Annotated in this window: 21 protein-coding genes; 11 read left to right on the top strand and 10 right to left on the bottom strand. The window is 38.5% G+C overall.

All coding sequences use genetic code 11. The annotated features are described in order from the left end of the window. Position 1: 1 nt before the first annotated feature. Positions 2–925: a dihydrodipicolinate synthase family protein gene (locus BM143_RS21060; RefSeq protein WP_090027084.1), complete on the bottom strand. Its 924-nt coding sequence runs from the start codon at positions 923–925 to the stop codon at positions 2–4. A 306-nt stretch (positions 926–1,231) separates the two neighbouring features. Next, complete coding sequence (locus BM143_RS21055) at positions 1,232–2,629, bottom strand: aminopeptidase P family protein (RefSeq protein ID WP_090027081.1); 1,398 nt, start codon at positions 2,627–2,629, stop codon at positions 1,232–1,234. Between the two features lie 357 nt (positions 2,630–2,986). On the opposite strand from BM143_RS21055, the gene mqo reads away from it, so the two are divergent. The 3 genes from mqo (at position 2,987) to BM143_RS21040 (ending at position 6,050) form a co-directional block, all read left to right on the top strand. Further along, positions 2,987–4,492 carry a malate dehydrogenase (quinone) gene (gene mqo / locus BM143_RS21050; RefSeq protein ID WP_090027079.1) on the top strand — a complete coding sequence of 502 codons (1,506 nt, stop codon included), beginning with the start codon at positions 2,987–2,989 and terminating at the stop codon, positions 4,490–4,492. A gap of 268 nt (positions 4,493–4,760) precedes the next feature. Next, positions 4,761–5,168: a hypothetical protein gene (locus tag BM143_RS21045; RefSeq protein ID WP_034727328.1), complete on the top strand. Its 408-nt coding sequence runs from the start codon at positions 4,761–4,763 to the stop codon at positions 5,166–5,168. 9 nt (positions 5,169–5,177) lie between these two features. Next, on the top strand, positions 5,178–6,050 hold the full coding sequence (locus BM143_RS21040) for an AadS family aminoglycoside 6-adenylyltransferase (protein ID WP_090027077.1): 873 nt from the start codon (positions 5,178–5,180) through the stop codon (positions 6,048–6,050). On the opposite strand, the gene BM143_RS21035 is transcribed toward BM143_RS21040, so the two are convergent. Continuing rightward, positions 6,047–7,630, bottom strand: coding sequence for a GMC family oxidoreductase N-terminal domain-containing protein (locus tag BM143_RS21035; RefSeq protein WP_090027075.1), 1,584 nt, complete (start codon positions 7,628–7,630; stop codon positions 6,047–6,049). The two genes, BM143_RS21040 and BM143_RS21035, sit on opposite strands and share 4 nt — an antisense overlap. 134 nt (positions 7,631–7,764) lie before the next feature. Between BM143_RS21035 and BM143_RS21030 the strand changes: the two genes are divergently transcribed. The 4 genes from BM143_RS21030 (at position 7,765) to BM143_RS21015 (ending at position 12,583) form a co-directional block, all read left to right on the top strand. Continuing rightward, complete coding sequence (locus BM143_RS21030; RefSeq protein ID WP_090027073.1) at positions 7,765–8,382, top strand: DUF1684 domain-containing protein; 618 nt, start codon at positions 7,765–7,767, stop codon at positions 8,380–8,382. Between the two features lie 4 nt (positions 8,383–8,386). Continuing rightward, positions 8,387–8,860, top strand: coding sequence for a GNAT family N-acetyltransferase (locus tag BM143_RS21025; RefSeq protein WP_090027071.1), 474 nt, complete (start codon positions 8,387–8,389; stop codon positions 8,858–8,860). Between the two features lie 73 nt (positions 8,861–8,933). Beyond that, positions 8,934–9,743: a glucose 1-dehydrogenase gene (locus tag BM143_RS21020; RefSeq protein ID WP_090027069.1), complete on the top strand. Its 810-nt coding sequence runs from the start codon at positions 8,934–8,936 to the stop codon at positions 9,741–9,743. Between the two features lie 179 nt (positions 9,744–9,922). Continuing rightward, positions 9,923–12,583 carry an MGH1-like glycoside hydrolase domain-containing protein gene (locus tag BM143_RS21015; protein WP_090027067.1) on the top strand — a complete coding sequence of 887 codons (2,661 nt, stop codon included), beginning with the start codon at positions 9,923–9,925 and terminating at the stop codon, positions 12,581–12,583. A 61-nt stretch (positions 12,584–12,644) separates the two neighbouring features. On the opposite strand, the gene recO is transcribed toward BM143_RS21015, so the two are convergent. From recO to BM143_RS20995, 4 genes are read right to left on the bottom strand one after another with little or no spacing between them, the layout of a single operon-like run. Continuing rightward, positions 12,645–13,331 carry a DNA repair protein RecO gene (gene recO, locus BM143_RS21010; protein WP_090027065.1) on the bottom strand — a complete coding sequence of 229 codons (687 nt, stop codon included), beginning with the start codon at positions 13,329–13,331 and terminating at the stop codon, positions 12,645–12,647. Continuing rightward, on the bottom strand, positions 13,331–15,583 hold the full coding sequence (gene porZ, locus BM143_RS21005; protein WP_185116562.1) for a type IX secretion system anionic LPS delivery protein PorZ: 2,253 nt from the start codon (positions 15,581–15,583) through the stop codon (positions 13,331–13,333). Before porZ ends, recO begins: the two co-directional genes overlap by 1 nt. A gap of 1 nt (position 15,584) precedes the next feature. After that, positions 15,585–16,535 (bottom strand): bifunctional metallophosphatase/5'-nucleotidase, encoded by a 951-nt coding sequence (locus tag BM143_RS21000; RefSeq protein ID WP_034727308.1) that lies wholly within the window; start codon positions 16,533–16,535, stop codon positions 15,585–15,587. Further along, positions 16,535–17,293 carry a 5'-nucleotidase C-terminal domain-containing protein gene (locus BM143_RS20995; RefSeq protein ID WP_090027063.1) on the bottom strand — a complete coding sequence of 253 codons (759 nt, stop codon included), beginning with the start codon at positions 17,291–17,293 and terminating at the stop codon, positions 16,535–16,537. Before BM143_RS20995 ends, BM143_RS21000 begins: the two co-directional genes overlap by 1 nt. A gap of 192 nt (positions 17,294–17,485) precedes the next feature. On the opposite strand from BM143_RS20995, the gene dapA reads away from it, so the two are divergent. From dapA to BM143_RS20975, 4 genes are all read left to right on the top strand, one after another. After that, positions 17,486–18,358, top strand: coding sequence for a 4-hydroxy-tetrahydrodipicolinate synthase (dapA, locus tag BM143_RS20990; RefSeq protein ID WP_090027061.1), 873 nt, complete (start codon positions 17,486–17,488; stop codon positions 18,356–18,358). A gap of 162 nt (positions 18,359–18,520) precedes the next feature. Then, positions 18,521–19,024 carry a GNAT family N-acetyltransferase gene (locus tag BM143_RS20985; protein WP_090027059.1) on the top strand — a complete coding sequence of 168 codons (504 nt, stop codon included), beginning with the start codon at positions 18,521–18,523 and terminating at the stop codon, positions 19,022–19,024. Between the two features lie 294 nt (positions 19,025–19,318). Continuing rightward, the gene (locus tag BM143_RS20980; RefSeq protein WP_090027057.1) at positions 19,319–19,900 is read left to right on the top strand and encodes a helix-turn-helix domain-containing protein; all 582 of its coding nucleotides are present in this window, start codon (positions 19,319–19,321) and stop codon (positions 19,898–19,900) included. After that, complete coding sequence (locus BM143_RS20975; protein WP_090027055.1) at positions 19,893–20,339, top strand: response regulator; 447 nt, start codon at positions 19,893–19,895, stop codon at positions 20,337–20,339. The genes BM143_RS20980 and BM143_RS20975 overlap by 8 nt, the downstream gene beginning before the upstream one ends. Before the next feature lie 600 nt (positions 20,340–20,939). Here the strand turns inward: BM143_RS20975 and recG are convergent. From recG to BM143_RS20960, 3 genes are all read right to left on the bottom strand, one after another. Beyond that, complete coding sequence (gene recG / locus BM143_RS20970) at positions 20,940–23,024, bottom strand: ATP-dependent DNA helicase RecG (protein ID WP_090027053.1); 2,085 nt, start codon at positions 23,022–23,024, stop codon at positions 20,940–20,942. A gap of 107 nt (positions 23,025–23,131) precedes the next feature. Next, a complete protein-coding gene (locus BM143_RS20965; protein ID WP_139222091.1) occupies positions 23,132–23,755 on the bottom strand; it encodes a hypothetical protein in 624 nt (207 codons plus the stop codon). A 344-nt stretch (positions 23,756–24,099) separates the two neighbouring features. Further along, complete coding sequence (locus BM143_RS20960) at positions 24,100–24,633, bottom strand: thioredoxin family protein (RefSeq protein ID WP_034727295.1); 534 nt, start codon at positions 24,631–24,633, stop codon at positions 24,100–24,102. Between the last annotated feature and the right edge of the window lie 31 nt (positions 24,634–24,664).

The following is a 24,664-nucleotide window of genomic DNA, read 5'->3' as shown; positions in this document are numbered from 1 at the left end:
TTTAAACTAATTTACCCCAACTACCTGCAGGCAGTTCCGGTCTGGTCGCTATACCATCGTTAATTATTTTTAAAACTTTTTCACGTTCTGCCCCTTTTAAGGCTAAACGTGGAGCTCTTGTTCTCTCTGTTCCGATACCGGTACCTACTTCGGCCAGTTTAATGTACTGGACTAATTTAGGATGTGTGTCTAATTCTAAAATCGGTAAAAACCAACGGTGAATTTTTAAAGCTTCAGCCGTTCTGTTTTCTTTTACCAGACGGTAGATGGCAACGGTTTCTTTCGGGAATGCACATACCAAACCGGCAACCCAGCCCACACAACCCATGACGATACTTTCCATCGCAATAGGATCAACGCCTGTGAAAATGGCAAAACGGTCACCGAAACGGTTGATTAAACGTGTGATATTTGAAATGTCACGGGTACTTTCTTTGATGGCCTGGATGTTAGGATATTTGGCCAGTTCTTCGAACATATCTAAAGTCACCTCGATTTTATAATCAACAGGATTGTTGTAGATCATGATGGGTAATTTCGTGCTTTTAGCGACTTCGGTCAGGTATTCAAGAGTTTCATCAGAATCCGCTAAATAACGCATGGGTGGCAACAGCATTAAGCCCTGTGCTCCTGCTTCTTCAGCTTTTTGAGCAGCGGCAATGGCTCTTTTGGTGGTAGGCTCTGCTATATTTAATAAAACAGGAACACGGCCATTCACAATTTCTAACGTATGCTTTAAAATCTCTATTTTTTCTTCATCACTTAAAACACTTGCTTCTCCTAATGTCCCTCCTAAAATAATTCCTTCAGCACCGGCTTCTAATTGGGCTTCAATATTTAAGTCAAATGCCGGAAAATCTAATTCATCGTTCGCCGTAAATTTCGTAGTTACAGCAGGGAAAACCCCAGTCCATTGTATACTCATGTAATCTTATTTTTTATGATTAATATATGGGCTCTGATCAACCTGTAAGCTTAGTTGATCAAAACATTGTTTAGTTAAAAGTTGGGAGGATTGGTTGAACCTTTTCTCAAAATTAAGAGATAAATTCAGATCTAAGTTGTTGGATTTTAACCGATACCGACCGGAATTAGACTATTTGAATAGAATGCATAGATAAATGGACTGTTCCTGAAATATAGCACATAAAAAATGGTATCCTTCCGAAAAAGAATACCACAACTAAATATCTCAGATGCTTACATCTGCTAGAACTGTGAGAGTTTATTTTTAATAAGCTTCGCTTCTGATTGCTTCGATTTCATCAGTAGTTAAGGCCAAGTGTTTACCCAACATTCTGCTTCCGCTGTCGGTAATGAGGAAATCATCTTCCACTCTGATGCCGCTGAAGTTTCTGAATGTTTCCAGTTTATCGTAATTGATGTATTCAGCAAACTGATTCGATGCTTTCCAGCGGTCGATGAGTTCAGGAATGATGTAAATTCCCGGCTCAACGGTTAGCACATAACCTTCTTCGAGTGCTTTGCCCAATCTTAAAGATTTAAGACCAAACTGGGTTGTATTTTTAACAAGATCATCGGTATAACCTACATATTGTTCCCCTAAATCTTCCATATCATGCACATCCAGACCCATCATATGACCTGTACCACATTGAAAAAACATAGAATGAGCACCAGCCTCTACGGCATCATCAATATTCCCTTTCATCAGACCGATGTCCTTTAATCCCTGTGCCAGAATTTTGCATGAAGCCAGATGCACATCCAGATACCTTACACCGGGTGCTAATAAATCTTTAGCATGATGATAAGCATTCAGTACAATATCATATACATCCTTTTGTTCAGCACTGAATGTTTTGCCTACAGGAAAAGTACGGGTAAGATCGCCGGCATATCCTAAAGCGGTTTCCACTCCGGAATCATTTAAAACCAATTGACCTTCCTTAAGCTGATTGCCATAATAATGATTGTGGAGAATTTCACCCTGAACGGTTAAGATCACCGGATAAGCCAGATTCCCTCCTGAAGCGAGTGCTTCACTTTGTATTTTAGCGGCAAGTTCACGCTCGTACATTCCTGGTTTTGCCTGTTGCATGACCATTAAATGAATATCCGCCGAGATTGCTGCTGCACGATCCAATTCTGCAATTTCCTCAGGTGATTTGATGGAACGCTCTGCTACAACGGCTTTTATGAAGCTTAATGATGCGCGCTCTTTAATTTGATCTGTAGGAATGTTAAACCAATTCGTCAGTTTAATTATATTTTCCGGGCGATAAGGCGGTAAAAAATGAACCGAACGATTTTTATCCTGATATTTTTTGAGATAGTTATCGAGCTGATCCAACGGAAGAATTTTTGACAAACCGGAATCAGCACTTTTTTCGGCTAACGTTTTCTGTCTGCCCATCCATACAATATCATCAATACTCATTTCATTTCCGAAGAGAATGGTTTCATCTTCATCAAGATCGATAACAGCCGCCAGTGAAGGTTCATTGATTCCAAAATAATACAAAAAAGTACTGTCCTGCCTGAAATGATAGATATTATCTTTAAAATTCATCGGGCTGTCTTCATTACCCAAAAAGAGTAATATCCCGGAATTTAATTTCGACTGTAAGGCAGCACGTCGTTGCAGGTACACTTTCTTTTCAAACATATCATTAAGTATTAAGCAAATATCCCCAAAATTGATTATCCATTAAACCCTGTAAAGGTGAATGGTTAAAATATGGGTGGTATAGGCAAATTATAAGCTAAGATATAAAAGTTAGAATATATTTTGGATGATGACTCCCTGATTTTCGCAAAATTTTAAAATGGCCAATAGATAGGCTTTTCCGGAAACCAATGAACTATTTGATTGCTTGTTTCGATAGGAAAGCATAGACCTTATCCATAGAAATTTTTTGCCTGTTCAGAAACTGTTTTAACAATAAAAATTAACGTGTTAAAATCGTTAAACCCGCTCATACTTATAAAACTTTTCCCGAAATTTGATGTAAATTTTAGAATTATGCCACACTCGCTTACAAGCAGAACACCGAAACCAAAATATGACGTTGTACTGATAGGCGGCGGAATCATGAGCGCCACTTTAGCAACACTGCTTCACGAATTTGATCCCAATCTGGAAATCGCCATATTCGAAAGACTTGGCAGGTTTGCGAAAGAAAGTACAGCAGCCTGGAACAACGCAGGGACGGGGCATTCGGCTTTTTGTGAACTCAATTATACTCCTGAAAAACCAGACGGCACCGTAGATATTACCAAAGCGGAAAGCATCGCAGAGCAGTTTGAAATGTCAAAGCAGTTCTGGGCGTATCTGGTGACCAAAGGATATGTTCAGGATCCTAAAGATTTTATCAATTCATGTCCGCATATGAGTCTTGTGTTCGGTGAAAAAGATGCTGAATATCTTAGAAAGCGTCATGAGAAAATGGCAGACTCCGTTCTGTTTTCCGGGATGGAATATTCTATGGATCATGAGCAGCTGAGAGAATGGCTTCCATTGGTGATGAGCAAAAGAAATCAGTCTGAAGTGATGGCGGCTACCAAAATGGATATGGGGACCGATGTCAATTTCGGAACATTAACCAGAAAAATGGGAAGACATTTGCTGGAAGATTCGAATGTTGAGGTTTTCCTTTATCACGAGGTAAAAGATGTTGATCCGAGAGAAGACGGCAAGTGGGAAATGAAAGTGAAAGACAGAATTCACAATCACAAACAGGAAGTAGTCGCTGATTTTGTATTCATCGGTGCGGGCGGTTATGCGCTTCCTCTTTTGGATAGTTCAGATATTAAAGAAAGTGAAGGTTACGGAGGTTTTCCTGTTTCCGGGCAGTGGTTGGTAAGTCATAATCAGGAACTGGTAGAAAAGCATCACGCTAAAGTGTATACTCAGGCCACTGTAGATGCTCCGCCCATGTCTGTTCCTCACCTGGATCTTAGAATTATTGATGGTAAAAAAGCGCTTCTTTTCGGACCTTTTGCCGGATTTTCTACAAAATTCCTGAAAGAAGGAAGTTATCTTGATCTGCCGGAAAGTGTTAATACAAAAAATTTAAGATCATTATTTGGTGCATGGTGGCATAACCTTCCTCTGACGAAATATCTTATTCAGCAGGTAGCCATGACAAAATCCCAAAGAATGCAGCATCTGAGAGAATTTATCAAAGATGCCAACGAAGAAGACTGGGAACTGAAAGTAGCCGGACAGAGAGTACAGATCATCAAAAAAGATGAAAAAGATGGTGGAAAACTGGAATTCGGAACTGAAGTGGTTGTGAATAAAAACGGAACTATCGCTTCACTGTTGGGAGCTTCTCCGGGTGCGTCCACAGCGGTGTATGCCATGCTGAACGTTCTCGAAAAATGCTTCCCTGAAAAACTGCAGGGTGAGTGGAAAGACAAACTGCTGGAAATGGTCCCTTCTTACGGTCAGAAATTAGCCCACAATGCTGAACTTACTGAGAAAGTGAGAAATTATACAAAAGAAAAACTGGAACTGGAATATTAAATAGTGAATTAGACTTCAGATGGCAGATATCAGACTTCAGACTATCGAGGTCATTAATTATTATAAAGTCAATGGTGAATTTTGCTTCGCAAGTGAATGGTGAATTCTTAACGGCATGTTTAGAAATTCAGAATCCAAAATTCAAAATTCACGATTGTCATGTGAATAGTGAATTTTACAAACAGAATTGAAAAATTCACCATTGACAATTGAATTGCGAAGCAAAATTCACCATTACTCATCGCTCATTACCTATTACTCATCATTTATGGAGGTTGAAGAAATACTCGTAAAACCCATTATCGCAAAAGAACTGCTGGAATCCCTTCAAACCAAAATAGAAGAGGAGAAGCAGGTCATTGTACACTGCTGCTTTCCGGCATCACCGTTTTTAGGAAACCTGATCAGGATCTGGAATTCCACTTATCTTTTAGACAATCAGTCTGATCATAAAAGTAAGCTGATTCATGCTGAAAATATTACCATCTATCCCAACTGGACGGCTGTGCCGTTTATGCAGGATTTTTGGTTTACCTTAGTATTTTCCGGGTTGCCGAGAGACTGTAAAAGCTTTGATCTGAAAGAAGTGATTCCTGAAGAAGGTGGCTTTTTTGTGGAATCTATTAAAAGAAATTCGCTTGATGTGTATCGGGTGAAAATCTCAGAATCTTATTAACAGAAAACGATGAAGGCGCGGGAAGAAAAACTGGAACAGATCATCCGTTGGGCAGAAAATAATCCCGACATCCGTGCTGTGCTGCTGACCAGTTCGCTGGTGAATCCTTATGCGCCTGTAGATGATTTCAGCGACCTGGATGTAGAGCTGGTCTTTGAAAATTTGCAGGAATATGTGACCGATAAGCAATGGATCTCTCTTTTTGGCGAACCCATTTCTATGGTGGAAGAAGATGAAACTTATTTTGACGGGAAACATGCGATGAAAATGGTACTGTATACCAATCATGTGAAGGTTGATTTTAAACTGTATCAAACATCAGAATTTATACAAGAAGTTCAGGCAGAAACTCTTCCCGAGGATTGGGATGTAGGGTATAAAGTTTTGGTGGATAAAGACAACCTGACTAAGGATTTGAAACCGCCAACCTACCAATCCATTATGATCCATCGGCCGACAGAGCAGAAGTTCCGGCAACTGATGAATGATTTCTGGTGGGATACGACTTATGTGGCCAAATGTCTTAAACGCGGAGATCTTTTTTATGCTAAATTCATGTCCGAAGATGTGATCAGGACAGATTATCTGGTGCCTCTCATCGAATGGTATATTGCCAGCTTACACGACTGGAACAATATAACTACGAATAAACACGGTCGCCTTTTCAAAAAGCACCTGTCTGCAGAGCTCTGGACAAAAGTAGATGCTACTTTCTCAGCAAGTGATATGGAAGATAACTGGCGTGCACTGTATGCTTTCGCGGATCTTGTGCATGAACTCGGGACAACTTTAGCCGGAAAACTTCATTTTGAATACCCTCAGAAGCTGGAAAATGACATCAGGAAATACCTGGATGAGGTGAAATCAATGCCCCAGCCTTAGGCAAATTCATTCTGTCGGATTAGATTTTCAATACAGTATTCTGCAATAGCCGTAATAGTGACAAACGGATTGACCCCAATAGTTCCCGGAATTAAAGAACCATCTAAAACATATAGGTTATCGTGATTATTTAATTTTCCATATTCATTAGTTGCTTTACCCAATACACAGCCACCCAGCGGATGATAGCAAACATCTGCCCCAAAACCATTATTGAAGAGAAAATGACTTCTCGTCCCGCCATTCGCCCGGTTCATCTTTTTGATAAAATAATCGGCATTCTCTTTCATTTTCGCGGTATTGCTTTGATCCCAGTTCAAACTGAGCTTTTTGTTGATACTGTCATAGGAAACTTCTCCTTTTTTATCCACCCGGTTGATCAGCAGATATAAGGCTGTAGCCACATCCATTCCCATCGGAAGCGGTGCAATCTCTGTGAAAAACGGATGTTCTTTATCTTCCCAGTTATCAATACCACCCACAGGAATCGTTGATTGTTTGGCGCCGGTTCCGCCTGACAGAGGTTTTACCCAGTTTCTCCCGGTCATGAAATTACCATTGTTGCCCCAGCTTTTTCCGATCTGTTCATGAATTGGGAAATTATTGGTAGCATTGGATTTTAACAACAGTTTCAAAGTTCCCATCGTTCCTGCGGCGAGAATCAGTTTTTTACAGTTGAATACCTTATCAGCAACCACAGCTCCCGAAGTATCCGTTTGCTGAACATTTAAAGTATAAGTTTTATCATCATTAAGCTTGATATTGTCTACGCAGTGAAGATCCAGAATTTCCAGATTTCCGGTATCTAAAGCTTTTTTGAGATAGGTTTTATCCAGACTGTTTTTACCATGATTATTTCCGTAAATCACTTCCGTATTGAAAGCCGAGCGGGGAACTTCATTTTTATATTCCTTCTCCATGTATTGAAAGTCGTAGACATTCGGAACTCGTATGGTTTTAAAGCCTGCTTTATGGGCTTCGGCCTCACCAACCCGGGTAAATTTATAATAAGGACAGTCTTTTAAAAACTGTTCACCAATGACATTGACTTTTAATTCTTTATGGACTAACGGGAAATACGTGCTGTAAAATTTCTTAGCATCCAGATCAGGAAAAACTTCCCTAAAATAGCTTTCCTTGGGAGTCACAGCCATTCCGCCATTCACCAATGAACCGCCTCCAACACCTCTTCCTACCCAGATATTGATATGTTCAAAATCCATTCGGTCCAGCGTTCCGGTAAAAGGCGTTAAAGAAAAAATATTCATAAACGGAGCAATCGTTTTCTTTTTCAGCCACGCTGCACTTTTTCCGGGTTTTAGCATATTAGAGAATGGAATTCCGGATTTTTCCCAGTTCAGACCCATCTCCAGCATTACCACTTTTTTTCCGGCTTCACAAAGACGGAGGGCAGACACAGCACCTCCATATCCGCTTCCGATAATCAGGATGGGAGCATCGGTGATTTCTTTTTCCTGTTGAACGGTTTTCGGCTGCATCGCCTTAAACAGATCCGTGTTGAGGAAATAAAAACCTGATACTGCGAGAATGCCCGTTTTAATGAATTTTTTTCTGTCCATGTGCTCAGTGGGTCAAAAAATATGCTAAAGAATATGGGACAGGTATTATTTAAAACAGATTGTGTGTTTTTATTACAATTTTAACTTTTCATGCCATGAAAAATTCATAGTTTTACTTATAATTTGAAGCATTCATGAAAAAATACCTAATCATACTTCTGCTGTCCCCACTGTTTATTTTTGCCCAGAAAAAGGCTTCAAAAGAGATTCTGGAGATCAAGAAATTTCAGAAAGAACTTAATGCAGAATATCTTAATCCAAAAGAAACTCCTTTACGTGGAGACAATTTTACTCATTTTAAAGAACATCCCTTTTTTCCAGTTGATCTAAAATACAGAGTAACTGCAAAATTCGTTAAAACAGAGAATCCGCAACCTTTTGATCTTCCTACTTCTTCCGGTAAAACCAAGTCTTACCGTGAATATGGAAAAGCGACATTTGAACTGGATGGAAAACCTTATACACTGACGCTTTATCAAAGTCTCGACCTGATTAAGCAGGAAAAATATAAAGACCATCTTTTTCTTCCCTTCCGTGATGCGACGAACGAAAAAGACACCTACGGAGGTGGAAAATATATGGATCTGAAAATACCGAAAGGAAACACCATTGTTTTGGATTTCAACCAATCCTATCAGCCTTATTGCGCCTATAACGCTTATGATTACAACTGCCCGATTGTTCCTGAAGAAAACAAACTTCCTGTGGAGATCAGAGCGGGTGTGATGTACCAGGATATTTATCATCATTAAGAATATGGTCAGATTAGAACTTTTTAAACAGGAAGATTTCTCCGCGCTTAATTATGCCCTGGATGAAAATCAGCAGCAGTATACTTCAACGGTAGAACAGGCTTTGCAAAGAATTAAAGAGAGAAATGATTCCAAGGCTTTTTCCGTTACTGTTTTTGAAGATGACGAACCTGCCGGATTTTTCGTCCTGGATTTTGGAGAAGATAAATTTGAACTGACAGATAATACTCAATCAACCCTGTTGAGGTCTTTATCAATCAACCCGGCTTTACAGGGAAGAGGGATTGGAAAAGAAGCTATGCAGATTGTTGATGAGTTTGTGAAGAAAACCTTTCCTGACTGTAATGAAATTGTTCTTGCAGTCAATCAGAAAAATCTTTCGGCTTATCATCTTTATTTGAAAACAGGATATCTGTACGATGGTAAAAGCAGAATGGGAAGAAGCGGTCCGCAATATCTGATGTATAAAAAACTTTAAGAAAATTTTAAATTTAAAAATTCCATCCTGGTGAATTGTTTCCATAACTTTGAGTAACATCAAATAATAAAATATGGAAATATCACTTCGCAATCAGGTAGCGGTCATTACGGGAGCATCCAGCGGAATAGGTTCAGGAATCGCAAAATCTCTGGCAGATGCCGGTGCTACAGTAATCGTCAATCATTCTTCAGAAAGATCAACCGATGAGGCGAAAGCTGTTTTAAAGGAAATTACAGATGCGGGTGGAAAAGGAATCACGTACCAGTGTGATGTTTCCAAAGAAGATCAGGTAGTCAAAATGTTTCAGGATACCGTTTCACAATTCGGGACCGTAGATATTTTAATCAATAATGCCGGAATTCAGAAGGACGCAAAATTTACAGAAATGACCATCGACCAATGGAATGCGGTCATAGGCGTGAATCTTACCGGACAGTTTCTCTGTGCCCGCGAAGCCATCAAAGAGTTCCTGCGCAGAGGTATAGATCCTTCCCGTTCCATTGCCTGTGGAAAAATCATACACATCAGTTCCGTTCACGAAATTATTCCCTGGGCTGGTCATGCCAATTATGCTTCCAGCAAAGGGGCTATCAGAATGCTGATGCAGACCCTTGCGCAGGAATACGGAGCCAATAAGATCCGCGTCAATTCAATTTGTCCCGGTGCTATTCAAACACCCATCAATAAGGATGCATGGAGTACCCCGGAAGCATTGAATTCTTTGCTGAACCTTATTCCTTACAACAGAATAGGACAGCCACAGGATATCGGAAACTTAGCCGCTTTCATCGCAAGTGACCTTGCAGACTACATCACCGGAACCAGTATTTTTGTAGATGGCGGGATGACGACTTTTGAGAGCTTTTCTACAGGAGGATAAGCGAGTTTTTGGGTTTGAGAGTATGAGAGTTTTAGGGTTGAGAGTTGCTAGTTGCTAGTTGATAGTAATTAAGGCTTCTGCTTTAAGTCTGAAATCTGATGTCTGAAATCTAACGTCTTGAGTCTTTTCTCTTTATTCTTGTCTCTATTCATCAATAAATTTTACAAAAAAACAAACACATGTCCGAAAAACAAAGACTTTCAGACCTCGCATGGAAAAAATGGGGACCCTACGTCAGCAACCGCGAATGGGGACTTGTCCGTGAAGATTACAGTGCGAACGGGGATGCCTGGAATTATACCAATCATGATACGGCAGAAGCCAAAACTTACCGTTGGGGTGAGGAAGGGATTTGTGGAATTTGTGATGATCTCCAGAAGCTGGTCTTTTCCATAGGATTCTGGAATAAGAAAGATAAAATGGTGAAAGAGCGTTTCTTTGGCCTGACCAACGGACAAGGAAATCATGGGGAAGATGTGAAGGAATATTTCTACTATCTGGATTCCACGCCTACGCATTCTTACATGAAGATGCTGTACAAATATCCACAGAATGCTTTTCCATACGAAGATTTGTTAAAAACCAACGCTGAAAGAAGCAAGGATGAACCGGAATATGAATTAATTGATACAGGAATCTTTGATCAGAATGAATACTTCGATCTGTTTATTGAATATGCCAAAGAAAGCGAACATGATATTTTGATAAAACTTACGGTCATCAATAAATCTGAAAAAGAAGCTCCGATTGTGATATTACCAACGGTTTGGTTCAGGAATACATGGAATTGGGGATATGATGACTATAAACCACAATTGGACAGCGAAGATGCGGAACGTATTGAGATCAGCCATAAAGATCTTACCATTAAAAATATCTACGCAAAGCAGTCTTCAAAAACATTGTTCTGTAACAACGAAACCAATATTGAAAGACTGTATCAATCTGCAAATGAATCAAAATACTGCAAAGATGGAATCAATGACTTTGTCATTAATGGAAATTCTCAGGCGGTAAATCCGAAAGGTACCGGAACGAAAGCCTCTTTTTTCATTGATGAAATCCTGAAAGGTGGAGAATCTAAAACTTTTGAATTCAGGTTGACGGATAAAGAATTAAAGGAACCGTTTGCCGATTTCGAAGAATTTTTTGAACTGAGAAAAAAAGAAGCTGATGAGTTTTATGCTGAAATTCAGGAGGGAATAAAAACGGAAGATGAAAAAATGGTTCAGCGTCAGGCTTTTGCGGGAATGCTCTGGAATAAAATGTTTTATCATTACAATGTAGAAAAATGGCTGAAAGGTGATCCTGCAGAAATGCCACCGCCTAAATCCCGTGAGAAGATCAGGAATTACGACTGGAAACATCTGAATAACGAACATATCATTTCAATGCCCGATAAATGGGAATATCCATGGTATGCAACATGGGATCTGGCGTTTCATACGATCAGCTTCTCATTAATCGATCCTGATTTTGCGAAACATCAGCTGAAACTTTTCCTGTTTGAATGGTATATGCATCCCAACGGACAGCTTCCCGCCTATGAATGGAATTTTAGCGATGTGAATCCGCCGGTGCATGGCTGGGCCGTTTTCAGAGTATTTAAAATTGATGAATATATCAATGGAAAACCGGATATTGAATTCCTGGAAAGTGCTTTTCAGAAGCTCCTCATGAATTTTACATGGTGGGTGAATAAAAAAGACAGCAACGGCAATAATATTTTCGAGGGAGGCTTTTTAGGACTCGATAATATTGGCGTTTTTGACCGGAACACAACGCTTCCGAATGGTGAGCAGCTGGAACAGTCGGACGGAACAAGCTGGATGTCCATGTTTGCACTGAATATGATGAGAATTGCGCTTGAACTGGCTCTTTACAATAATGTGTACGAAGAAATGGCGATGAAGTTTTTTGAGCACTTCCTTTCTATTGCCAATTCACTGGATAATATGGGTGATGAGGAATTCAGTCTTTGGGACCAGGAAGATGAATTTTTCTACGATGCCATTGCTTCCAGCGATGGTGATCATATGTATTTGAGGCTGCGTACCATCGTTGGACTTATTCCGATGTTTGCTGTTGAGGTCATTGATGATGAGATGATCGAAAAGCTTCCCAATTTCAAAAAAAGAATGAAGTGGGTTCTTGATAATAAGCCGGAACTGGCGTCGCTCGTGTCGAGATGGGAAGTAAAAGGGCAGGACTCCAAGCACCTTCTGTCATTGCTTCGCGGGCACAGATTAAAGAGGCTTTTGAAAAGAATGCTTAATCCTGAAGAATTCTTAAGTGATTATGGCGTTCGGGCTTTGTCCAAAGAATATGAAAATAATCCGTACACCTTAAACTTAAACGGAACGGATTACTGCGTAAAATATACGCCAGCAGAAAGTGACAGCGGCCTTTTTGGAGGAAACAGTAATTGGCGCGGACCGATCTGGTTTCCGATTAATTTCCTGATTATTGAAAGTCTTCAGCGGTTTTTCTTCTATTACAGCCCGGATTTTATGGTGGAATATCCTACGGGAAGCGGAAATTATTCTAACCTTGATCAAATTGCAGATTCTCTTAGCAAAAGGTTATCAAAGATCTTTTTAAAGGATGAAAACGGAAATCGCCCGGTGAATGGCCAATACGAAAGGTTTCAAACCGATCCGGATTTCAAAGATTATATTTTATTCTACGAATATTTCCATGGTGATAATGGCAGAGGAGTAGGAGCTTCCCACCAAACGGGATGGACAGGACTGATTGCAAAAATCTTACAACCGAGATTCTCCAAAAAAGAAATAGCGGAGTCTGAAACGGAAATGCCGGGTGAAGTGAAGAGTGAATAGTTGGGTGATGGAAGAGGGAAGATGGAAGAGGGGAGAGGGGAGTTACTTTTAGGGTCTCAAACTACTCAAAGATCTGCTGAATAACTTCCAGCGATGTTGGGATTTTAAAATCTGTAATATGATAATGATAGTAGACGAGAAGACTGTCCAGGAAATCTTTTCTTAAAGCGTTGGGAATCTTTGTTGTGTAGAGGTTTTCAGAGTACAGCGCTGTCTTCCAGATGGCTGAAATTTCTTCAGTAAACAGATGATGAGTAGAAACCATAGAAAACGTTCCGGTCTCCGGATCTAAATATGGCCCGTTGTTGATTAAAGGAGCTACGCCCTGAATTTTGAGTATCGTAATTAAAAAAAGAAGATGACACTGGTAATTTTTTCCGTTCAGTTCATCAATAAATTCATCGATACTTAAAAAAAGACCCGGGTTTTTATTTTCGTGTCTTAAAACCTGATTCAGGAAATCGGAGATGAAAAATATGACGGTATTGGCTTTGATATCCATATACATATCATGGCTTTTCACCAATTCAAACCTTGAAACGGAAGGGATTCCGTTACCTCTTGTGGGATTAATGGTAAAGCTGAGCATGCTCAAAGGCTGAAGCAGGGCTTTCTTTTTATTTCTTTTGGAATAAATCCCCTTTACGAAATAAGTCTGAAAGCCATCCTCCTCTGTAAAACAATGCAGAACTGCATCATTTTCGCCGTATTTTATAAATGATAATAAAAATCCGTTTTGTGAATTCATTAATTAACCACACCTATTTTTGCGGTAGCTTTATCCGATCCGTCTTCATTGGTCATCAGTACGAAATACATCCCTGAAGCTACTCTGGTTCCTTTCTGATTGGTAAGGTCCCATTCATAATAACCTCCTCTGGCTACTGCAGAGTGTATGACATTTCCTGCTGCATCAGTAATTCTGATATTTGTTTTTTCTGCCAATCCTTTTATCGTTACTTTTCCTTTAAAGTTGGAATAGACTACAGGATTAGGATAAACCACCACATTTCCGAAGTTGGACGTTACATCACCTACATCACCCTGATAGGCTACCATTCCGTTGAAGGTTGCAAAATAGACCTTTCCTGTTTTCTTGTCCACCTTGATATCGGTTACAGAATTGGTAGGAAGAGGAGAGTTTTCTTTTGTAAAATGCTTAATGGTCTGCTGACCGTCTGCAGAAAGATAATATACACCACCGCCGTCTACAGAAACCCATTTGTAATTTCCTGCATCTACTTCTACCTGTAGAATCTGGCCATCTCTGAAAAGTTCTTCTCCAAGACCGCTCTGTTCTATGATGATGGGCTCTACTTTTGGCTCCGGGGTTTTTATTTCTGCAGCAGCATTGGGTAATATTCTCAAACCACTGTCGGTGCCAATCCAGGCATCTCCGGATTTGTCAAATGCTACCGATAATGTTCCTTTGGAATTTCCTGCGAAACCATTCGTATCTTTTAATATATATTCGGTATCGTCAGAAAGATTCAGTGCATTTTTATAGTCATACACCAGGAAGTTATTGGTTCTCGGAAGAGGAACCCATAACATATTTTCATAAACGACAGGCTTTTGTATCCCGTCGCTGCTTAATACTACTTTTTTTAATAGAAAATTATCTGCTGCTTTATCATAAATCCAGATTGTTGGATTACCACCATTGAATGCAATGGATACAAAAAGATTATTCTGGTTGTCTGATGCAAAACCTACAGGACGGAACGTTCCCGTATAATATTTCACAAATTCGAAATCTTTATTGGTTGCATTATACTTCATTCTGTAGACTCCTTCACCTCCTGCAGTTCCTAAATAATTGGTAAAGAAAACTTCGTTGGGATCAGTAGGGTTCACAACGGCATCCAGAACATTGAACTTGGTTGTACTTCCTACAAAAAAGGAAGAATATATCCACTCTGATCCGTTAAAATAATAAAATCCGGGGTTTTTGGGGTTTAATGCAACGTGATTAAATCTGTTGATCCTGGATCCGGATGATACCAGCATCTGGTTATTATCATACAGATTGATTTTGTAGGCAGAATTTAAATAAGGTCCGGAAGGTTTATAAGTAGTACTTCCTTCGTCTTTGATTCCTGACAATATGGTTCCGCCATATATTTTTCCACTGCCTGTTGTTATAGCGGTATTACAATCTTCGCCTAAGCTTACAGCATTTAAGGATATTCCGTTTAGGCCAAATGTATAAATTCGGCTGTCCGTTACGATAATATTGTTTGACGTTAAAACGATATCTTTAATATCTCCAAAAGAAGCAGGAAGCGGGGTGCCCGTCCCATTATTATAGATGAATGCAGAGGTTGCTGAAGAATAGATCATTGAGGAAGCCTCGGCATCAATATGTTTAAATGATCCTGCTATTTCCGTCGTCCATGTAGAGAACACCGGAAAAGTAATGTTCATTTCGTGACTTTTCAGACCACTATTGGTTACAGAATAGACTTTGTTTCCAAAAATTGTTGCTTCGTTACTGGCATCATATACCCCGCCGTTCATAAAGAAGGCAGAATCTCCGAATTCCAGTTTTTTCAGATTGAATATAGACAGGCCATATCCTACAGATACTACTGCCTGATCTCCCGTAATAGAAATATGGTTGATCTTTTTGCTCCCGTTGTAGCCGGTAGCAATAGGAATATCAACAACGTATTTAATCTCCTGCGGAGTAACGATATCTAAAGAACCGTTCGCATATCCTATAACTCCTACTTTAGTCTGTGGATTATAGTCGAAGGCAGTGATGCTGACATCGTGTAGACCATTGGCTTTTGACAGTTTGGTCACTTCTCCGGTTGCGATGGTATAGTAGAACAGTCCGTTTTCTGTGGCTGCAATTATCTTCCCGTTGTCCTCCTTCATGGCCAGGACATTATTATAGGAAAAAAGATCCGTCCATTTTTTTGATGAAATGACCTGTGCATCTATGAATTGCAGGGATGCTAAAATACCCAGAGAGATTAAAGAGAGTTTTTTCATATTATACGGTTATACTGCTGTCTATCGCCTGGTTATTCCAGGAAATATGCTTTACGTTTTTATTGGCGTCAAAGTAAAAATCTATTCTGCCCAGAAGAAGACCGGCCCATCCTACCTGATTCACCAGTACGTTTTTACCCTGTCTGTTGGTAAAAGATTGTGGTTCGGATAAGAAAGTGTGGGTATGTCCGCCTAAGATAATATCAATATTTTCTGTTTTGGCAGCCAGAACTTTGTCGCTTATTTTATTAGGTTCATCTTTATAATCATAGCCGATGTGTGAAAGGCAAATCACAAGATCACATTTTTGTTCGTTTTTAAGGAAGTTGGAATAATGTTGTGCCACTTCTACAGGGTCTGAGTATACGGTTTCGCCATACTGCTTTTTGCCCACAAGGCCATCCAGCTGGATACCTACTCCGAAAATGCCAACTTTGATTCCGTTTTTATTAAAAATCTTGTAGGGTGAAGTTTTACCGTCCAGAACTGTATTCTTAAAATCATAGTTTGAACAGATAAATGGAAACTTCGCATTAGGAAGTACTTTTAAGAAACCATCCAGGCTGTTGTCGAAATCATGATTTCCCATGGTGGAAGCGTCATATTTCATCATAGACATCAGTTTGAATTCCAGTTCACCGCCGAAGAAATTGAAATAAGGTGTTCCCTGAAAAATATCTCCGGAATCCAGAAGAAGCACATTGCTTTCCTGACTTCTGATCTGCTGGATCAGACTTGCTCTTCTCGCAAATCCTCCCTGATTGGGATTTCGGGTATAGCTGGCGTCAAAAGGTTCTATTCTGCTGTGCTGGTCGTTGGTATGAAGAATGGTGAGTTTATTCGCAGAAGTAAAAGGATTGAGTTTCAATTCTTCTGCCATCATCATATTGGGAGCTAAAGCTGCTGCTAAAGATCCACCGCCTATTACTTTTAAAAAACTTTTTCTATCCATTATTTCTTACCGATAAAATTTAAACGAACATCTGTATTCGGAACCACTTCAGAATTTTTCCTGAAATACTCAATGAAAAGATCTCTCAGTCTGATTCCTGTAGAAATAGATTCCCCTTTGGAAAAGAATTTCATGTTGTCACCGCCCAGCGCCAGATAATCTGAAGTCGCGATGTAATAATCCCTGGAAGGATCTACAGGTTTTCCGTTGATCAGAGATTTGGTAAGCTGTCCGTTATTGGTTTCAATGTATAAATGGGAAACAGGATTGTTCACCTGAGTTTTTGCATAATAATCAAAAAGGCCCTGAAGGTCTGATCCTTTCATTTTTACAATGATCACTTCATTTTCAAAAGGCATTACTTCAAAAACGTTTTTCAGGAAAATATCTCCTTTCCCGATGGTAGTACGGATTCCTCCGATGTTGATCAGAGCGGCATCTACATTTTTCTGAAGATTTTTTTTCGTCCAGGCATCTGCACCTTCGAAGGTATAGTCAGCTAAAAGACTGCCCAGATTAGAGTTATCGCCCTGTTTGGTAAGATCTATGCTGGTGTGGGAGATCTTCTGATTCATCTCTTTATCCAGTTTCTGCTTGTAAGGTTCGATAATTTTTACAAACTCCTCATCATTTTTCAGCTCATTATTAATAGAAATATTCTTCTGGGTCTTTACTTCCGCCAGCTGCAGCGTAGAAGCTGTCTTGCAGGCAGTAAGGGAAGCCAGAGCAATTCCTAGTAACAAGAATTTATTTTTCATATGTTGCAAATTTATTTTTAAAGGTCGTATGTAATCGCCGGTACCATAGTGCTTTGATCAACAACTTCGGTCATCGCGATGCCATAATATCTTTTAGTATATGCAAATATAATTATATGTAGAATAAAACATTATTATTTATTATAAATTCTTATCGTAAATTATTAAATTTGGCAAAAATAATTCTAACAGATGAGCATTTTAAAAGGAGTAGGTGTTGCGTTGGTAACGCCCTTTAATGAAGATTTATCCGTTGATTTCGACAGTTTAACAAAACTAGTTGAGTATAATATCGAAAACGGAACCAATTATTTAGTTGTTTTAGGAACTACAGCGGAAGCTGCAACGCTTTCTGAAGAGGAGAAGAAACAGGTGATTGAGCATATCATTAAGGTTAATAATAAACGTCTTCCTTTGGTTTTAGGAATTGGCGGAAATAATACTCTGGAAGTAAAGAAACAGATAGAAGATGCAGATCTTTCTGCATTTGATGCGGTACTTTCTGTGTCTCCATATTATAACAAACCTAATCAGGAAGGACTTTATCAGCATTATAAAGCGCTTGCTGCTACCGGTAAAAATATTATTATCTACAACGTTCCGTCCAGAACAGGGCAGAATGTTGAAGCAGATACTACCATCCGTCTTGCAAAGGAATTCCCGAATTTATTCATGATCAAAGAAGCGGCACCGAACATTCTTCAGTATTTCGATATCTTAAGAAAGAAGCCTGAAGGATTTTCACTGGTTTCCGGTGATGATGAATACACACTTCCTGTTACTTTAGCGGGTGGAAACGGTGTGATTTCCGTAATCGGGCAGGGATATCCGAAGGAATTTTCTACCATGGTTCAGCTTGCCTTTGAAGGAAAAGTGAAAGAAGCTTATGAAATCCACAATAAACTGGTAGACATCACAAGATTGATTTTCGCAGAAGGAAACCCTTGCGGAATTAAAGTAATCCTTACAGAAAAAGGAATCATTAAAAACTATCTGAGACTTCCATTAGTTCCTGCTTCAGAAGGATTGTATGCGAAGATCAAAGCTGAGATGGAAAAGATTTAAAAAATGTGAATGGAGAAAATGTGAATTGTCAATTGTCAATCGTGAATTTTTAAATGACGGTTAAAAAATTGACTATTCACTTGCGAAGCAAAATTGACCATTAACGTAAAAAAATAACAGGTGAAAAGTTCCGGCTTTTCACTTTTTTTAATCATAAAAATTATGAAATTACTAAAAGCAACAGAAAAAGACATTCCCCTTATTCAGGATCTGGCGAGAAGGTCCTGGGAAAATGCTTATGCAGACATTCTTTCAGACGAACAGATGGAATATATGCTTTCAGAGATGTATTCCGAAGCTGAAATCGGAAGCCATCTCCGGAATCCGGATTATCATTATTATATGATTCAGGACGAAAGCACCGGCTCTTATGAAGGCTTTATCGGATACCAGCATCATTATGAAGAAGAGACTACAAAACTTCACCGTATTTATCTGGTTCCGGAAAGCAAAGGAAAAGGTTTTGGAAAAGGCGCATTACAGTTTTTGAACGGTAAAGTATCTGAAAACGGAGACAAAAGAATCATCCTGAATGTGAATAAAAACAATGCTGCCCGAAACTTCTATGAGTCTCAGGGATATACGGTTTACGATGATGGAGTCTTTGATATAGGGCGTGGATATGTGATGGACGACTATCTTATGGAGTTCTTAATTCACAATTGAATGACTTAAAATTGTGTAACATTTAATTTTAATTCTATAACATGTGATGTTTCTTTTTGGTTCATCTTTGTATCAGAACCAAATCACTTTCAATAATACATTCATATGCTTGGTTTTGAGCTACAGTAGCTTTTTATCAGTATATTTTTTTCATCCTTAGTGTTTAAATTCCTGTATTCATAATGCAGGAGTTTTTTGTTTTTATACATTATGTTAAAAATATTCAGACCTATTTCACTTTTAAATGAAATAAATTATTATATTTACTTCGAAATTTGACACACTTATACCAGGATGAAAATGTACGTAAAATTTGATTTCAACGCTCTCTGTAAGAAAGTGTTGGATGAGAAACTAAAAGAGCACGGGCTGAAATACCGCCTGCTGAACTTTGGGGAAGTGGAGTTCTATGAACCCATTACTCAGGAGCAGCATAATCTTTTTAAGAAGAACCTTAAAGATTACGGCATAGAGATTATTGAAAGCCAAAAGACGGCTTTGGTACAGAAAATAAAGGATGCTATCGTAGAGCTTGTTTTTTCTGAAAACGCAGTTCCCGTGAAAGCTTCTATTTATATTGCTGAGAAACTGAACCACAGTTATGGATATCTTTCCAATCTTTTTTCAGAGGTTGCTTTTACATCTATAGAAAACTTTATTATCCTGCAGAAAATCGAGTATGCCAAGGAACTGATCCTAAATAAGAAGCAAAGTCTTACGGAAATTGCCCATAAACTGAATTATTCCAGTGTGGCGCATTTGAGTACCCAGTTCAAAAATACAACCGGGATTACACCGTCTCAATTTCAGAAAATTATTACCAAAAGACGAAAGATTCAAAGCATGGCTATAAATTCTACAATGTTGTATGAATAAAGAATATTTAAATATACTGGCAGCAGATGATGACGAGGGCAATATAATATTCTTTAAAAATATTTTCAAAGGTTTAAAGATAGGCGTAAAGTCCCAGTGTTTCTCAAACGGTGAGGATCTTATGAAATATCTGAACAGCTGCGGAGCTATTGTTCCGGAAATAGTTTTCATTAAATATGATATTCCGGGAAAAAAATTTCAGGAGTGTCTGGAAGAAATCAAGGAAGATCCCAAGTTCAGTAATATAACTATTGCGGTTTATGCTGATCAGATTTCAGAAGCTGAAATAGAGGAGGTCTTTGTAAACGGCGTAAATATTTTTATGAAAAAACCTGAAACTTATGAAGGCCTTAAAAAAGCGCTTACAGAAATTATTACTATCAACTGGCAGTATCATACATCAGGACTCAATAAAGATAATTTCATTATGAAAGTGTGATGAATAGAGACTTTAAAGATTTTTAATTATGAATGAAGACTTTGTATTTAAAGCATACTATTCACAGAAAGGTGAAAATTGTATAACTAATAATTAAAATCATATAAGGAGAAATCCAGGCAATATCAGCAACTTTGTACAAGTAAACATTGCAACACAAATTAGCTATATAAAAAAGCAGTGGATGGTAGAGAATAGATTATTTCATTAGAAATAAAAATATAAATCACAATGTTAGTTTTAACAAAATGAATTATGTTCATTTCCAACTATAAAGCATAGAAGATCTTTAAACAAAACGGTACAATCATGAAAACTTAAGAAAGTTGAAGGGTATTTATTCGTTTCATTCCCACTTCCTTCAACCTGAACAGTTAGTTTTTATAATAAGCAAGTTGGAAAAATAATTCATTTTGTTTTTTTAATTTATTTTAATAGTCTGAGCTGAAAAAATTCAAGTAGTATATAAATATTTTCACACCAAATCACAAGATATTAGTTCTTGCTATTAAAATAAATTTTTTAAACAGACCAAAAGTAATTTCTTCTAAATAACAGTTTTATAAGGGGGCCGCGGAAAGATTTCTTTTCGCGGTTTTTTTATGAAATTTTACTCCACTTATTTTTTCCTTTGTAGTATCTCAGGTAGTAGTTTTTGATGATCAGATTGTCCGGATTGGCCAGATGCGGATCTGCTTCCAGAATTTTGTCAACCGTATTTTTTGTGGTTTTAATAATCGCGGAATCATTCACCAGATCCAGTCTTTTGAAATCTACAACACCGCTCTGCTGCGTACCCAGAATATCTCCGGGACCTCTGAGCTGCATATCCACCTCTGAAATTTTAAATCCATCATTGGTTTCCGTCATCGTCTTGATACGGGTTCTGCTCTCCTTAGACAATTTATCGGAAGTCATCAGGATACAGTAGCTCTGTTCTGCGCCTCTTCCTACGCGGCCGCGCAACTGGTGAAGCTGGGAAAGACCGAATCTTTCTGAACTTTCAATCACCATTACAGAAGCATTCGGAACATTCACACCCACTTCAATGACGGTCGTAGCGACCATAATTTCCGATTTTCCGGATGCGAAATAATTCATTGCGGCATCTTTTTCAGCAGGTTTCATTTTTCCGTGGAGCATCGTAGTATTGTAGTCGGAGAACGCAGTCATGATATGGTCGAGACCTTCCATCAGATTTTTATAATCCAGCGTTTCAGATTCTTCGATCAATGGATATACAAAATAGACCTGTCTTCCTTTTTTAATCTCATCCCGGCAGAAATTATACACATAATCTCTGTCTTTTTCACGCCTGTGGGCTGTGATAATCGGTTTTCTTCCTATCGGCATTTCATCGATTACGGAGACATCCAGATCAGAATAAAAGCTCATGGCCAGCGTTCTGGGAATAGGGGTTGCCGTCATCACCAGAATATGTGGTGGAATTTTATTTTTAGCCCATAATTTCGCTCTTTGTGCCACACCGAATCTGTGCTGCTCATCAATGATGGCCAGTCCCAGGTTTTTGAATTTCACTTTATCTTCCAATACAGCATGCGTTCCTACCAATATAGAAAGAATTCCGTTTTCAAGTTCTTCATGAATGATCTTTCTTTCCGAAGTTTTGGTGGAGCCGGTCAGAAGACGCACGTTGATATCCGTCGCTTCCAAAAGATCTTTGATGCCGTTGTAATGCTGTTGGGCCAGAATTTCGGTCGGAGCCATTATGCAGCTCTGAAAACCATTGTCCATCGCGATGAGCATGGTAAGCAAGGCAACCATTGTTTTTCCCGATCCTACATCGCCCTGCAAAAGCCTGTTCATCTGGATAGGTCTTTTCATATCCAGACGGATTTCCTTTAAAACTCTTTTCTGGGCATTGGTAAGATCAAAAGGAATATGATGATTGTAGAAATTATTAAAGTGATCACCTATAACCGGAAACGGATTTCCGGGAGAATGGCTTTTGTGATGTAACTTTTTCAAGGCAAATCCTAACTGAAAAAAGAAGGATTCCTCAAATTTCAGCCTGTTATCAGCCTTTTCATAATGCTCCATATCCTTTGGGAAATGGATATTTAAATAAGTATGCTGTCTTGATAAAAATTTAAATGCTTTTGTCAGATAATCCGGAAAGTTTTCTTCTACCAGATTAGGAATCTCTTTGCAGATGTTCCTTAAAACAACCTGAAAAAATCTTTGGTTCAGGCCTCTTTTAGTAAGCTTTTCGGAACTTGGGTATATGGGTTTCAATCGGTTGTCACCTTCTTTTTTTTCCTCCACTTCTATTTCAGGATGTGGCATGGAAAACTGACGGTTGAACACATTGATTTTTCCGAAAATATACACTTCACGGTTGATCGGGAGCTGCTCTTTCAGCCACTTTGAATACTGGAACCAAACCAGATCCATTGTTCCCGTATCATCATTGAATTTCGCGGAAAGCCTTTTCGTTTTTCCGGTCTGAACCTCCTGTACCTGCGTAATTCTTCCTTTCAGCTGTATTTCAATACTGCTTTCCTCGAGCTGGGAAATTTTAAATACCTTACTCTTATCCAGATAGCGGATAGGGTAGAAGCTCAGAAGGTCATCTACAGTGGAGAGCCCCAACACACTTTTGATGAGTTTGGCTCTGTCAGGACCAATTCCTTTGACGTATTCTATGGATGTGCTAAGTTCCAGATGATTATTTTACAAACGCGAATATCGTTAAAACTTAGTATAAATAAAAACCTCTCAAAAAAAATTAAGAGGTTTTTTGTGGTGATAATGGCTTTTTCAAAGGTGTATTATTCCTGAAAAGCAGCGATTTTTATCTGTATTGCCAAAGATAATTCCTTTTCTAAAATATATTTGTTGATCTTAAAATTACATCCTACGGTAGAAGTATTTCCGTTTGCAGGTAATCCACCTGGATTAAATCCGCCGCAATTACAGCCCGTCAATTGATTTTGGTCACCGAATTTTACAATAGAGCAGTTATTCGGGCAGCCTACGATGTTTATACAGGTAACAACATGACCGGGACCGGGAACAAAATAGTAATCGGGAGAAGTTCCGATATTACCCAACGGTAGGAATATGGTCGCTTTTTCCATAGAATTATTAAGTGCCACTATCCCTAAATAGTAGGTGTCAATATTAGATTTTGCAATTTTAATATCTTCTACAGTAATATTAGGATTGAAACCTGCTACTGCGGCCTGTACAGCTTTTTGAAGCGCTTCTTTTGCCATTGAAAATGTCATCGTTCCATCCATATATTGGGCGATAGGAGTATCTGTCTTCTCCATCTTTGATGGTCTCATAGCCTTTGAGCTGCTCACTGAAGAAACGGTTTCTACTTTTTGTGCGGTTGAAAATTGATACATACCAATGAATAGAATCAATTTCAGAATGTTTAGATTTTTCATGATGTCTTTGTTTTTGGTTAAATAAATTTTAAGAGTATTCCTTAACTCTTCAACAAAGGTTAGCATTTATTAAAGTAATACGTTGAGGGTTTTGATTGAATTTACAGGGTGAAAACCCTGTTAATGAGGTCGGGAAGTTTGAAGATGGGAGATGGAAGATGTAAGTCACTTACAGCCGAAAGAATTACTACATGATTACGTGATCAAATTTTTGAGAACAGTTAAAATTAATAACTAAAAGTAACTTCCAACTTCTAATCTAAAGCATTAAAATATAAGCATGAAAAAAGGCTTCCAGATCACTCTGAAAGCCTTATTTATTTAAAAAACCTTTGAGGTTTAGTCTAATCTTTGATTTTAGATTTGAATTTTTTCTGATAATCTTCCCACTGCTCCCTGGAACGGATCTTTTTGAAGAGATCTTTAGAGATAAATTCCAGATAAGGTTCAAGTTCTTTAGCAGATAATTCTCCCTGTAGAATGGTGATCGGGCCGCCTTTTTCGTCCAGAAACACTGTACTTGGAACAGCACCTACATTCATATATTGGGTAAATTCGTGAAGAGAATTTTTTCCTTTTTTATGTTCTGTATTATCATTGGAAAATGTTCTTCCGAAAACATCAATAGATTGTTTTTCTTCAGCATTAAACTTCACAGGATAATAATTTTCATTTAAAAACTGGGCAATGATCGCATGACCATATGTTTTTTTATCCATAATCTTGCACGGGCCGCACCAGTCTGCATAAAAATCGATCAGGATTTTTTTTGGATTTTCTTTCTGAGCTTTTAAAGCTTCTTCAATAGTCATCCATTTTACCTGAGCAAAACTGAAACTTACTATAAAAAGAAGAAATATGCTTATAATTTTTTTCATAATTTGATATTTACGTAAAAATAAGCATAAT

Origin of the sequence: Chryseobacterium oleae, assembly GCF_900115055.1 — a bacterium.
GTDB lineage: Bacteria > Bacteroidota > Bacteroidia > Flavobacteriales > Weeksellaceae > Chryseobacterium > Chryseobacterium oleae.
Note: the sequence above shows the minus strand (reverse complement) of the source record. Positions and strands in the feature narration are given on the sequence as shown.